Raw genomic sequence first — 13,929 nt, forward strand, 5'->3', positions numbered from 1 at the left:
AATGACAATATGAAATCAACGGAATATATCGAATGGGATAAACTGGAGCAGATCCCGTTCTGCCTTTGCCGGATCGCGGAGGATGAAGAAAACCAGGAAATAGATGTTTATTATCTGGATAAACGGGTTTGCCATGATTACGATCATGTGGGGCATTATTTTCGTACTGCGATAATCATGTTTAGAAGGATCAGGAACATAACGGCCGATTGGGTGAACCTCAAAAACCTTTGGTTGCTAAGGGACTGTATCAGGGAGAATTTTAATCATGGCCTGGAGGTGGACGATCTGATCTTCGGGGAAACATTCGACGGTGAGGATCCGGAAACTATAAAGCCGCTAACCAAAGAACGGCTGTTCAAGATTAAAAAGGTGATTCAGGAAAAAGATCCATACGCTACCGTATAGGGGGGAGTATATAAAAACAAAACCCTGGAGTTTGTCTTGCGACAGGGACAACAGGGGATTACTACGCGAATATAGGGAGTATATCTCGTTTAATTTGTATCTTCACCATGTCATATCAGAGTTTTGCTTGTTTTTTTGCAACACTAGGATAAGTAAAAATTCTGACATGGCAAAATCATGGGCAACTTTTTGTTGCTCAGGTACTTTAAAAGTTTAATTTGTAATAGTGTTGCGGAATTAAGGGTATTTACTACTTTTAGTATTTTAGTGTATTAGTACGCTTTTCTTTTGGAGGATTTGGGCGTTCCCGTAAACGGTCGGGCTTTCCGCCTCCAAGTTCTCGCCTGAAGGCTGTGGGCTTTCCACTGCAATCCCTAACGCATAAATACACCCCCCCCCACCCACCCGGCTAAGGTAGGCTATTTCCGGATAGATTCGTTCGGTGAAGCCAGCCGGATAAAAGCGCCTGACTTTTCACTGATCGGCACAATCCGGAAAGGAGTACCCGGAATGATCCTTGCCCGGCTGATGAGCGCAGGCACTCGTCGGCGGGGCAAGGAACATTCCTTGTCGGGAACTCCGGTAGCCGATTGTCGAACCCGGTTTTAACCCCCCTTTCAGGGGAGAGAGGTATTTTAGTTTTTCCGGCGTGGCCGCCTTGCGTTTACCTTGACCGGGGGTTTTGTCTGCAAAGGTCAAACGGCTTTTTCCATATCCCAAGTTGAGCCGCAAGCGGCTTTTAGAAAAAATCTCCAGCCTGGCTAAAGCCAGGTAGTATTTTTCCTAAAAAACTTGTGCTATGGAAAAAAACGTTTGGGGTGTTCTCATACAAAAACCTCTCGGAACTCAAGGTAAACGCAAGACGACCACACCGACAGCCCCGAAAAACCAAAATGAGGTTGTCTTGATACAAAAACATCGGAATCTTAGGCATCCGCAAGGTTTGGTGGGGGAGGGTGCGAGGTGGGGAGTTTACTATCGGAAAAAATCAGGTAGTAAATACTAAATTTAGTATATACTAAAATACTACTTTTGCATATAATTATCTTATAAATAGTTAGTTAAACGTTGTTTAAATACTTGCATCTCTCAAATAAAAGTGCTATCTTAGAGGTATAGAAAAAGAGATAACAACCTTTAGAACTGGCTCACCCACCAGGATAAAGAACGGGGGACGTAGTTATGAAAACTGATTATTTCGACAAGGCAGCGCAACAGTTTGCAAATTTGATGTCAGACATAAATGATCGAGAAGATCCAGCAGGTAGAGGACAACTGGCAAAAGCCCTGGATCACCATTGCGGCGAATACACGCAATTTCTTTCCGCAGAACCTCACAGGACGCAGGTACGCCGGAGGCAACGCCTTTTTACTCCTTTTCCTTTGCGAGAAATTCCAGTACCAGACACCCGTATTTATGACGTTCAACCAGGCGAATGAGGCCGGGATCTCCGTGCTGAAAGGATCGAAATCGTTTCCGGTCTATTACTTCCTTTTCTACGTGTACCACAAGGAAACACGCAAGAAAATAACCTTTGAGGAATACAAGGCGTTAAGCCGGGAGCAGCAACAGGAATACAACGTTATACCGACCTATAAATATTACTCGGTCTTTAACTTGGATCAGACCAATTTTTCGGACGTGAGGCCGGAAGAATGGGAAGCGTTAAGGGAGAAGTTCAGAGGGGGACAGGCAGAGCAGCCCGACGGGACAACCGGAGAGGCGCACCCCGAAATAGACGCCATGCTGGAGGCGAAAAGCTGGTTTTGCCCGATACGGGAGCAGCAAGGCGACAGGGCTTTCTATTCTCCTTTAGCCGATTATATCGTAGTGCCGCTTCGCTCGCAGTTCGTCGATATGCAGAGCTTTTACGAAACGCTTCTGCATGAAATGGGACATTCCACGGGACACCCCACCCGATTGAACCGGGATCTTGCGCACCCGTTCGGATCAGAGGAATACGGCAAGGAGGAATTAACGGCCGAGTTCGCCGCAGCCCTGGCAGGAATGTTTTTCGGGATAGCCGAACATATACGCACTGAAAACGCAGCTTATCTGAAAAGCTGGATATACGTCGGCTGTTCGCAAAACCACCCGTACTGTGGAGAATGGCTGCCAAACCAAGTTTTCCGAAAGCGGGGCCTGCGGCCTATACGTGGTGCGGGGCACTCAAACAGTCTATTCCAACGTGAAACTGACAGCCGAGAGGGATGCCGACACGGGCGGTCTCGTATGGAAAACTGAAAGTCCGACACCGCTCGCAGGCGGGCTGTTGGACGAACACTATTATTTCTACTATCCCTATCAGGCACGAGCCTCAATACTGGGGCAGGGCGGCTGTTCGCCTTCATCATTACGGTGAACGAGCTAACCGTGCCCGGCTTGTCGGTGCGGAGCGAAACATACACCATCTCCGACAATAAGACCTGCCATATCCTGGAGTCTGTCTGCCCGTGATGTTATCCTCTCATCGAATTCCTGTACTCACTCGGGCTCATTCCATAGTACTTCCTGAACACCTCCCTGAAATATCTGACATCGGAGAACCCCGAGTCATCCGAGATTTCCGTTATCGAACAGTCTTTTTCCCTGAGCAGTTGTGCCGCATATTGCAGCCGCATGGAGCGGATATAGTCAGCCGGGGCATGGCCGGTGAGCGCCTTCAACTTGTTGAAAAATCCGGTGCGGCTCATGTTCTGCATGCCACAGAGCATGTCCACACAGAAACCGGGGTTGTCGATATTCTTCATGACGCATTCCCTTACGGAGGCCATGAATTTCCAGTCCCGGGTATTGTGGCAGTCCGGCGGAACCTGTCCGACTCCGTCCTCAAGACCGGCGTATGCCCGTCTGAGCAGTGCCCGGTTTGCCAGTATGTTCCTGATATTCGCCCTGAGCACGTTTATGCTAAACGGTTTGGTGATATAGGCGTCAGCTCCGTTTTCCAGCCCCTCCAGCATGTCCTTCTCATCTCCCAAGGCGGTCAGCAGCATGACCGGGATATGGGATGTCTCAATATCGGATTTGACGGACGCGCAAAGTTCGTCCCCTCCCATTTCAGGCATCATAACGTCCGAAAGTATCAGGTCCGGATTGTATTCTCTCGCCACAAGCAGCGCGTCCCGTCCGTTGGAACAGGTTTGGACCAGGTATTCCTCTTTCAGCAGCCCCTCAAGGTAGGTCCGCAAATCGTCATTGTCCTCCACAATAAGAATACGCTGCCGGTCCCCGCCGGTCATTGTTGGAAGGATCTCACGCATGGGGCCGCAATCCGGTCCCATGCGGGTTTCCCCGGTATCCTGTTTCCTGGGCGAAGCAACGGGGCATGCCTTGTCAAGGCGTCTGCTCCTCAGGGGAAAAATAACACATACCATGGTCCCCTTCCCCTCGGTACTGGTAACGCGGACCCTGCCTCCGTGCAGCCTTACCAGCCTATGTACCATCATCAGTCCGACACCGTTTCCCGCCACTTGCAGATTGACGGCATTACTGCCCCTGAAATGGTTCCTGAACAGTTTCTTCCGTTCCTCAGGTGGAATGCCAATCCCCGTGTCTTCCACTTCCACACCCCATACATGCCGGTCCACGAAGGCACGGACCTGGATACTCCCGCCCCGTGGAGTGTACTTCAGTGCGTTGGACAGTATATTCTTCAATATAGAGTCCATTTTGTCCTTGTCAAACCGGACATTCAGGTAAGGGAAGCCGCTCTCACGGGTGATATCGATGTCCCTGATGGAGGCATATGTGCGGAATGCCTCACAGGTCGTCTCCAGATAACTGTTGAGCTCATATTCCGAGACATGAAGTCTCAAGGTGTAGTTGTCCGTACTCTCGAAATCTATCAGGCTGGTGACCAATCCCAGAAGTCCGTCCACGCTTTTCAGGGCCATCCGTACATTGTCCATCCCCTCCGCCTTCACCATGTCTTTCTCCACCACCTCTTCCAGCGGAGCCTTGATCAGCGTAAGCGGAGTACGGACATCATGGGCAGTATGTATGAAGAAGCACGTCTTTTCGTCTGATATCCTTTTCTGCCTGCGCAACATGGCAACGCGAAAAGACACCACCCCAGCCAACACACACAATGACGCATATCCGGCAATGGCCCATGTACCCGCCCACAGCGGCCGGGCGACACTCAGACCGAGGCTTCTTTCCTCATACACCTTGTATTTCTCCTCATTGGAGACGGCACGGATACGCAGGGTGTAGTTGCCTGGGGGCAGGCTCGTGAACTGTATCCGCCCGCTCTGGACCGGATGGCTCCAGCCCTCGTAGAGCCCCTCCAATTTCCATGAATATAGGATGTTCGAGGGATAGTCGTAGTTGATGGAGACAGCTTCCAGGGAGAAGGTATTCTGGTCATATGCAAGTTCCAGCCTGACGGTATTGTCAATATCCTCCCTCAAGGGGGATCCCTTGTCCCCGGGATAGACGGGGCGGTAGGAGATCATGAAATCCCGCAGGAGCATCCGAGAAAAATGCGGGGCGGGTATCCTCATGTCGGAGGGGAACATGACGGCTCCGGTGTTACTCCCGAACACGAAGCTTTCCCCGTGCCGGAAAGTGGATACCCCGGCATTGAGGCATACGCTTGCCAGCCCTTGTTCTGCCGTCCAGTTTCTGAAAGTGCCGCTCTCACGCCGGAACAGGGCCACGCTGTTTTCGGTCCCCAGTAGCAGGGTGCCGTCCGCACGGGGGACAATGGTATGGATGTTATTGGATATCAGGGCGCAGTTCTCGGTCTGGTATTGGCGGACGAACCTGTCCTCCACGCTGTCATAGACGAGAAGTCCCGCCCCGCCGGTGCCGATATACAGGAGCCCGTCCGGTGCCTGGTACAGTGCATAGACATGAACCGCCTCGACTGGAAAGGCGATATGTCTGCAGGTCCCCCCGTGCCCGTCAAGCAGGTACAACCCCATGCCGGTACCGATCCACATCCATTCCGGAGCCTTCTCCAGTATGGCGGTGATGGGGCCCGGGACCGGGTACAGGCGTACTGTGCCGTCATGGGGATCGAAACGTTTGAGATTGTGGCAGCCCCCTGTCCATATACATCCTCCGGAATCTTTTCCGATGTCATTGATATACTGGTCTGGACACCCCTCTGCTGCAAAGGAGGGGGGAAAGTATTCCACCCTCCCGGTTTTCTTTTCGATCCTGTACAGGCCCGAAGCGTACCCGCCGGCGCAGATGACACCCGGCGAGACCTCGCAGAGCGTCAGGAAGATATGGTTCCCGCCATCCTGTATCCCATCGGACCGGCTGAGAAAGGAGCGCCACCGTCCTACCGCAGGCTGCAGCAGGCTGATCCCGTTGCTGGTGGCGAACCACAAGTCGCCTTCGCTGTCTTCGATGACATCATGCACCTGATCGTTAACCAGCGACCGGCTGTTACCCGGTGAGTGCCGGAACCATTCATAGCTCTGGTAGCGGTTATTCCGGATTGTGACTCCGGCGGGGTAGTTGGCAAGCCAGATACGGTCCCCGCCATCCACATAAATGTCATTGATATTGTCTCCGTTCATGCCGTTGTGGCTGGCGTAGTCGGCGGTTATATAGGGTTTGGGCACTAGCGAGTCCACATCCATCCTGTATACCCCCCTTCCGCCCGTGGCTATCAGCAGCTCCCGGTCATTGAGAGGGGTGATCCGGTTGACGGCCACATTCCGCAGCGTACTGCCTGCGGACACTCCGTATACAAGTATACCCTTCCTGAAGGTTCCCACGAACAGTTTCTTCGAACCGGGGTGGTAGTAGAGTTCGCTGACCGGCGTCCGGATGCTGTCCGTGTCCGCAAGCGCCTCAAGGACACCGTCCCTTTCCCGTACCGGAAAAAGTCCGTTCACGGTACCGATGAAAAGGTTTGTACCGTCCGTCTCGCCGATAGCGGTTATATCACCTCTTAAACGGGAGACCAGCCGCTGCGCAATGCCTGTGCGGGTGTCATAGCGGATGATATGGTCACCCTGACAGAGCCATATGCGGTCCCCACGGTCCATATAGGCGTAACAGAGCATGCCCGTGGCGAAATCATCCTGAAGACCGGGTATCCTGTATACCATCCGGAAACGGTCATGGAGGGTGTCGTAATGGAAAATACGGCCTTTCCTTCCCACAACCCACAGCGTGTTCTCCGTGTCGGTGTAGAGCCAGTTCAGATTGACTTGCGGGGCCACCTTCAGATTGCCGTCAAGAACAGTGTAATGCCTGATCCGCTTGCCGTCATAACGGTCCATCCCCTCCTGGGTGAGGAACCACATGTATCCCCTCCCGTCTTTTTGGATACGGTAAATCCTCCGGTTACTCAATCCGTCCTCTATTCCCAAGTATTTATATATCTGGGCTCCGCACATGGAGGAAATTCCCAGCATGAGGAATGCGGACAGTATTCTTCCCATATTCCGAACACGTGTCATTCTGATGTAAATTAGACAACAACTGTTGCAAATATATAAAAATATAAATTAATATACAAATTTAAACATAACCTCGGATGTCGGCATCAGGCGGTATGTCCTCAATGTCATGTACCCCGGAAAATAGCTGCATACGGGACCGGCCCATGATATGAACATATTCCGAGAGGCGGTTGTTCAATTGACCCGACGGAATTATGGCTTGCCGGGCTCGGGACTGTCCGCAAGGGTACGTTGGTCCGGTGTGCGGAATACCATCCATACCTCCGGTCCGAATTTATATCCGCGGGTGGTACAGGTGCCGGTCGAGGTTTGGCAGCCCCCAATAAAGCGGGCCGAATTGTTTGTAAGCACTCTTACCCTCATGCCCGATTTATAGATAATCTTCCAACAGTAAGAAGTTATAATTCGCATTTAAGAACAATGGCGGGCATTTCTTGTTAATATTATAATCATATAAAAGAGGCGCATCCGTTAGTGCCAGATTTGTTCACCACTTTCATCGTTGCGTATCGTATTGCGAGTTGTCCGTATCAGATGTTTATCCCCTCTTTCTTAAGACTTCCTGAGAACTGCCTGGGAAAGGACGGCTTTCCGCATTGCGACTTCATCCACAGCCCTTGGCGGTATAGCCATGCCTTTCACGGGGACTACGGTTGATTCATGCGACACAGCAGATTCCGGTGCTATAACAGGGTTGCCTACATACTTGTGCCTCTTTTCAGCTTGCTGTCCAGGTCCGAGTTGCGCACTTTACCCGCAGGTTGGACGGTTGTACATAACAATATTGATCTTTTGGGGGGCTAAAAGTCGAATATCCCCTTAAAAACAAGGAGCTGACGCATGTGTACAGCCCCTTATTTTTTTGTATAGCCCGGCCTCCTCTGGCATATTGCCGTTGCTTCCATCTGTAACAAGCAAAATCAGAATCTATATGCGGAACTTTTTGTTCCCGTAGCTGAGAAATTCCTTCGTGGCGTATTTCACACTGAATGGTCCGTAGTCACCGAGAGCCGAATGCGCAATTTGCTTGTCCGGTTCTGTCACATGCTCGACAGGTTCTCCCGTAGTATCAGTATCCTTGTATGACATAGGCTGCATGTTGGCGATGGCTGACCCGGTAGCCGCCGCACGCAATTTCCTGAACGCATAGGAGAGGATTCCGTCCATCATTGACCAGTACAAAGCGAAGAACGAGGTGCAGGAAAAGGAGGTCCCACAGTTGTAGGAGATAGCCGGGAAGGTATGGAAGAAGGAGGACGAACTGAAACAGTTGAAGTCCGAACTTGCAGCACTCGACCGAAAGATACAGTTGGAGCTTGAGCCGCCTACGCCCGAAGTCGCCGAAAAGGAGAATGACGGACAGGAGGTCAAACCGGATGCGGAAGGTGTACGAAACGTAGCTCCACAACACACCGAAGATGTGCCGCAGATACGCAGCCCGGTGAATGAACGCAGTCCGTCTGGCAATTTTATTGCCGACCATATCATCATCGGGCGGCCGGGATTCAACGTCCGTGACGAGTGCAAACCGAAAGGTATAAAAATGTGAACGAGTGTGCGGATATATATGGCAGGATTGGGAACATACCATTCCTTTTCCTGCCTTTTTCCATCAATATGACATAATGGCAAGGATACCATACAACAAGCCCTCGATTATATCAAAATAGGGTGTTGAAAGTAAATCGTCATGGCAAATCCGCCATATATTCAGTATTTTCGCTAATTCTGGAAGATTTTTATAACCACTTTATTAGCAAGCAGTTCTGAGGATAAGGTAAAAATGAGGTAATGATTTGGCAACCCTGTCTATTTCTACGTTCTGCTGTGAGTTGCTGTCAATGTCTCTCGTCTTGGTACAAAAGTAGCAATAAAAATCGGATACACATCAAAATGTCCCATGATTTTTATCACAGGACGTTTTTTATCTTCGCTGAATAATCCGGTTTAACCGTTACTTCTATTTTCGGCAAGTTGCGGGCTATGATTGCTGAAATTTATACTTTAATCCATACTCTTCCAACTTGCTATACAGCGTTGTACGTCCGATTCCGAGCAATTCGGCGGCAACCTTGCGGTTTCCGTTTGCCTGCTTCAACGCGCGTAAGATGCGTTCCTTGTCCTCCGCATCGTTTCGCAAGGCGAAGCTGACAGGTGAGGTCGGTTTCGTTACGGCAAGTTCCAGATGCTCTTTCATGACAACTCCCGTCTGTGCCTGCAACACCGCGCCCATTATCTTCTGCCGAAGCTCACGGACATTACCCGGCCACGGATGGGTCAGCAATGTCTTACGGGCTTCCGCATCGAACCCAGTCACGCTACATTCCAATTCATTGTTGGCAATCTCACGGAAGAACTCCGCCAACGGCATGATGTCCTCCTGACAGTCACGCAAGGGCGGAACAGTTATCTCGAAGTCGTGCAAACGGTACAGCAAATCCTGTCGGAAACGTTTTTCAATGACCGCTTTCTCCAGATCCTCGTTGGTGGCGGCGATGATGCGGACATTGAAGCTCTTGTCCGTCTTGTCACCTATAGGGCGGTATCTCCGTTCCTGTATGGCACGGAGTAACATCTGCTGGGTTTCCAATGCGAGATTGCCTACCTCATCCAAGAACAATGTGCCACCCTCTGCCTCATTGAAGTATCCTTTCTTTGTGCTGTCCGCACCCGTAAACGCGCCTTTGACATGTCCGAAGAATGCCGAGGGCGCAAGGTCTTTGGAGAGTGAACCGCAGTCCACAGGCACAAACGGTTTCCCTGCCCTTTTGCTCTTATCATGCAGATGGTGGGCGATATGCTCCTTGCCCGTGCCGTTCTCTCCGAATATCAGCACGCTCATATCAGTAGGGGCAACTAATCTTATCTGTTGCATGATTTTCTGAAAGGCGGAACTGTCACGGGCAAAAACGGGCATACGATTTCGTCCGATACTCCGTTCTTTCAGGATGGTATGAAGCAGAGGCATAAGTTTATCCTCCACAAGCTGCTTGGGGATATAGTCCAGCGAGCCGAGTTTCATACTTTCGACTGCCGTATGCACTTCGGCATAGTTGGTCATGATGATTAACGGTTGTGTCATGCCTTCCTTGCGCATCCATCGTAATAGGTCGATGCCGTCACCGTCGGGTAGTCGTAGGTCAGAAACCACGATGTCCCCGTCTGAGGCTTGTTGCAGAAGTTTCTTCGCGGTCGAGAGGTGGTAAGCCTGCACGGTACGGAATCCTTCCCGTGCCAGCAGGTTGCAGACAAACTCGCAATACACGATATTGTCCTCCACCACGATGATTCTTGTTTTATCCATTTTCGTATTTTTCCTTTCTTCTTTTGCCTGCCGGATAATTTCAGCACCTTTATCCAGCACAGCCGGTCACCGCTTTGCATATCGCTTCGTCATCTGGAGTGGCACTTCCATGAAGTTGGGCGTAAAGTTCCCTCAATGGCTGGTCGGCACGGAGAATCTGCCATGAACTTCGCAGATGGTGTGTAAGTGTGTCCAGTTCTTGGAGGTCTTTACGCTGTTCTGCATCCTTGACCGCCTGCATTTCCTTTTCGGTTTCCGCTATCAGTTTGTCCAGCATGACGGATTCATTGCCATAAGATAGCAGAGTGGAAAAATCCGGCTTTTCATCCAATATGCTGCTTAATGCGCATTTATCCGTAATCTCCATCAGTTCGGATATGGAGAACGGCTTGAACAGGCATCCGGCAAATCCACGCCCTATAAGTTCCTCCTTGCTGCAACTGCCCGAAGCGGTTGTCACGACTATGGGAATACTCTTCGAGTTGCCTACATTGGATGAGCGCAACAGTTCCAGCAGTTCAAAACCGCTTATCTCAGGCATATTCAGATCCGTCAGAAGCAGGCTGTATTCCTTTTTTCGTATCAGCTCCATCAGTACCGAAACATTGGTACAGGTATCGCAGTGCATCCCTTCATGGGCATACATTTCTTTCAACATAAGGAGAAGTACCTCGTCATTGTCGATGGCAATCACATCATGGCAGATATGATTATGGCGCATTTGCGCTTGAATTGTCTGTTCCGGCAGTTCCTCGGCTGTCTGCATGGGAATTTCCACCGTGAAGCGGCTCCCTTTGCCTTTCTCGCTTTCCAAGCGTATAGTTCCACCGAGCATCGCCACAATACGCTGCACGATGGACAATCCTAATCCGAAGCCGTCTTTTGCGGCGGCATTTGAAAGACGTTCAAATGCACCGAATACTCGTTGTTGCTCATCTTCGGTCATGCCCGTACCGGTATCTTCAACGATAAGTTTCAGCAAACCGTTATCATAATCCGCTGCCAATGATACACTACCGTTATCCGTGAACTTGATGGCGTTTGACAACAAGTTGTTGCCGATTTGCAGGATACGTTCCTTGTCGGTCAAAACCACCGCATCGGTGTGGCTCTCCACTATCAAAGTCAGCCCCTTGTTCATGGCAATGGGCATGAACTCCGTTTCAAGAATATGCGTGATTGCGGAAATCCTGCAAGGGGAAAGGTTGGGTTGCTCCTTGCCGTTGTCCAGACGGAAGAAATCCAGCAGCGTGTTGAGCATCTCCCGCATACGCTCGGAAGATTGCCGGATATTATCCACATACATGGTGCTTTTATCCGCGCTACAACTTTTCTGCATCAGTCCGGCATAGCCTCATTTTGTCAATCGTATTTTTTCGTGGTAGAAGTAGTTTACGATGACAGGTTTGCCTTTTTCCGAGCGTCCGTATGGCAGATCGTTTATACGATACGGGAAGCCCTGCTCCTTGGCGTAATTTGAAATGTCCTGCTCCAATGCCTGCCAGTATTCAAGCCTTTTTTTATTGTAAATTTCCTCGTAAAGCGGTATGAGGTCAGGATACTTCTCACGGATATACGTCATTATCCCGCCTTTGAACTGCCCGCGTAAATTCAGGTTTTCAAGCCAGATTAAATCAGCATAATCTTTTACCTCCTCTATTATTGCCTTTACGTCTGTTATTCTGGGGAATATGGGCGAGACGAAGCATACGGTGCGGATACCTGCCTCGTATGTCTGACGCATCGCTTTCAGACGGCGTTCAATGCTTACGGCGTTGTCCATATCTGCGCAGAACTGCTCGTCGAGCGTATTGACAGACCATGACACAGTCACTTTGGGAAAACTCTTCAACAGGTCGAGATCGCGAAGGACAAGATCGGACTTTGTGCATATCATAATCTCGGCATCGCTTCCTCGCAGCTCTTCGAGCAGCCTTCGGGTACGGTGGAATTCTTCTTCATACGGATTGTAACCGTCCGTCACAGACCCTATTACAACACGTTCACCGTCGTATTTATGAGGATTCGTTATCGGCTTCCAGTTTTTTACATCTAAAAACGTACCCCACGGCTCGGTGTGCCCGGTGAACCGTTTCATGAACGATGCGTAGCAATACCTGCAGGCGTGGGGACACCCTACATAAGGGTTGACCGAATATCCTCCCACCGGCAGAGAGGATTTGGTCATTACACTCTTTACATCTATTTCCTTTATTGTATCCATATTCATTGTATTCGTCTGGTAAATTGTTCCGGCAATTCCTGAATCATTCTTTCGTCGCCCATAATCGGCAGCAAATCCTCTTTCATGAACACCGGTATGCCATGAGCCTTTGCCTGTTCTGCAATGCTAAGCACCCATTCGGGGCGCGAATATGACTTTCCTTTTCGGTTTCCGGTCTCTGTGCCTATGACAATCCAGTCAATTCCCTCGAAATCAATCTCGCCGATATCATCGAAGAGAGGTTCAAACGTGACATGGTAGTGTCGTGCTTTGATATTCTTTTTCAAATCATCAATCCTCCTTTTCTCGGAACTGCGCGTAACGGTCACGCCCATCCATACGTTCTCGTCGTCAGAGGAGAAACTGATTTTGTCAGGGCGCTTCGTCAGAAAGATATAGGCGTGCTGGGGATTGCTGCTGATCCGCTCGAAAATTTCTGCGTTCCATTCAGGCTTCCAATCGGAGAAATCGCTCATTCCTGTCATGAGCCACACATGAGGACGGGACGTATCGATGATGCGCAGTTTTCGTTCCATGTATTCAGGCACGGAAAAGTCGTCGGTAATGTGGAAACGGCGGCAGTTGTTACGGGCATAGCAGTAAGGGCATCCTATAGTGCACCCTACCACTATGTTCATGTTTTTTATCAGGGATTTAATGCAGACACTCATAACACAACTGTTTCTCCGTCCTCCGGGATAATCAGCCGGCTCATGTCGGCTTCGTGATGCGTTGCCTCATTGCGCAGAATTGCACGGGTGGTCTGGCAATGGTCGATGGCATCCATGTGTACGGCTATCAGCTTGATATGCGAAGGCAATTCGTCAAGTATCTGCATCACTTCGTTCTCGTCGGGGATGATAGGACCGTCCGTTTTGGAAAATTCGGGAAAGATTGCACCTCCGGAGTTTACCACGATATAGTCAGGATTGAACCGTTCCACGGTGTCTCGGATACATGCTTCCCATCGGCAGTCACCCATTATATAAACGGTCGGGAAGCCCTCGGCTTTTAGCACATAACCTGATACAGGTCCCATCATCTGCCCGATCTGCCCGAAACCATGATGTCCGGTCGTGCGGTAAATGGATATGCCGTCTATTGTTTTTATTTCTTCGATGGGTATCACATTTGTAAATCCGTCGTTTCTGATGGCGTCCGCGTCCTGGGGCTGAACGTAGAAAGGAATTTCTTTGGGCAAATGTGTGGGGACACTCGGCTCGTAATGGTCGATGTGATTGTGGGTCAGGAGCACCATGTCCACGCCTCCGATAATATCCTGAATAGGAATGGTGAGGTGTACCCTCGGTGTTTTATTCACACCGAGGGCCGATATCAAAGTGCCTTTGTCGGCTAAAACGGGGTCAATTAGCATGGTGTGTCCCGCATACCTGATTTTCAAGGTGGCATTGCGCACCAATTGTACTGTAGATGTCTTTTTCATGACTATATGTCTTGTTATTGATTACGGGTGCAAAGTTCGGAAGAATCCGGCGAAACATCTATGCCTGAAAAAACGGTAATTATGCCATTTTGATAAATGAAATTATTATCTTTGCAAAAA

Annotated in this window: 9 protein-coding genes and 2 pseudogenes; 3 read left to right on the forward strand and 8 right to left on the reverse strand. The window is 50.1% G+C overall.

All coding sequences use genetic code 11. The features are described from left to right. Positions 1 to 9 precede the first annotated feature (9 nt). Positions 10 to 408 (forward strand): hypothetical protein, encoded by a 399-nt coding sequence (locus tag AAE250_RS21945; protein WP_005648588.1) that lies wholly within the window; start codon positions 10 to 12, stop codon positions 406 to 408. Positions 409 to 1,651: 1,243 nt separating this feature from the next. Continuing rightward, positions 1,652 to 2,653, forward strand: coding sequence for an ArdC family protein (locus AAE250_RS21950; RefSeq protein ID WP_117889575.1), 1,002 nt, complete (start codon positions 1,652 to 1,654; stop codon positions 2,651 to 2,653). 215 nt (positions 2,654 to 2,868) lie between these two features. On the opposite strand, the gene AAE250_RS21955 is transcribed toward AAE250_RS21950, so the two are convergent. The 3 genes from AAE250_RS21955 to AAE250_RS21965 all read right to left on the reverse strand — a co-directional run bounded on the left by AAE250_RS21955 (position 2,869) and on the right by AAE250_RS21965 (position 7,926). Next, entirely contained in the window at positions 2,869 to 6,834 is a 3,966-nt protein-coding gene (locus tag AAE250_RS21955) for a hybrid sensor histidine kinase/response regulator transcription factor (RefSeq protein ID WP_118440495.1), read from the reverse strand. A gap of 195 nt (positions 6,835 to 7,029) precedes the next feature. Beyond that, complete coding sequence (locus tag AAE250_RS21960) at positions 7,030 to 7,200, reverse strand: hypothetical protein (RefSeq protein ID WP_008643590.1); 171 nt, start codon at positions 7,198 to 7,200, stop codon at positions 7,030 to 7,032. A gap of 564 nt (positions 7,201 to 7,764) precedes the next feature. After that, the gene (locus tag AAE250_RS21965) at positions 7,765 to 7,926 is read right to left on the reverse strand and encodes a hypothetical protein (RefSeq protein ID WP_229077694.1); all 162 of its coding nucleotides are present in this window, start codon (positions 7,924 to 7,926) and stop codon (positions 7,765 to 7,767) included. Between the two features lie 10 nt (positions 7,927 to 7,936). Between AAE250_RS21965 and AAE250_RS21970 the strand changes: the two are divergent. Continuing rightward, positions 7,937 to 8,386: pseudogene (locus AAE250_RS21970) on the forward strand (hypothetical protein); the annotation flags it as partial. Positions 8,387 to 8,818: 432 nt separating this feature from the next. Here the strand turns inward: AAE250_RS21970 and AAE250_RS21975 are convergent. The 5 genes and pseudogenes from AAE250_RS21975 to AAE250_RS21995 form a co-directional block, all read right to left on the reverse strand. Then, positions 8,819 to 10,141 (reverse strand): sigma-54-dependent transcriptional regulator, encoded by a 1,323-nt coding sequence (locus AAE250_RS21975; protein WP_005775887.1) that lies wholly within the window; start codon positions 10,139 to 10,141, stop codon positions 8,819 to 8,821. Further along, positions 10,134 to 11,495 (reverse strand): annotated as a pseudogene (locus tag AAE250_RS21980) (hybrid sensor histidine kinase/response regulator); the annotation flags it as partial. The pseudogene AAE250_RS21980 and the gene AAE250_RS21975, both read right to left, overlap by 8 nt. Beyond that, positions 11,496 to 12,371 carry a radical SAM mobile pair protein B gene (locus AAE250_RS21985; protein ID WP_004329298.1) on the reverse strand — a complete coding sequence of 292 codons (876 nt, stop codon included), beginning with the start codon at positions 12,369 to 12,371 and terminating at the stop codon, positions 11,496 to 11,498. Next, the gene (locus tag AAE250_RS21990; protein WP_004329299.1) at positions 12,368 to 13,036 is read right to left on the reverse strand and encodes a radical SAM mobile pair protein A; all 669 of its coding nucleotides are present in this window, start codon (positions 13,034 to 13,036) and stop codon (positions 12,368 to 12,370) included. The genes AAE250_RS21985 and AAE250_RS21990 overlap by 4 nt, the downstream gene beginning before the upstream one ends. Beyond that, a complete protein-coding gene (locus AAE250_RS21995; protein WP_004329300.1) occupies positions 13,033 to 13,809 on the reverse strand; it encodes an MBL fold metallo-hydrolase in 777 nt (258 codons plus the stop codon). Before AAE250_RS21995 ends, AAE250_RS21990 begins: the two co-directional genes overlap by 4 nt. Positions 13,810 to 13,929: the final 120 nt, after the last annotated feature.

It is taken from the genome of Bacteroides sp. GD17 (assembly GCF_038448625.1).
Lineage (GTDB): Bacteria > Bacteroidota > Bacteroidia > Bacteroidales > Bacteroidaceae > Bacteroides.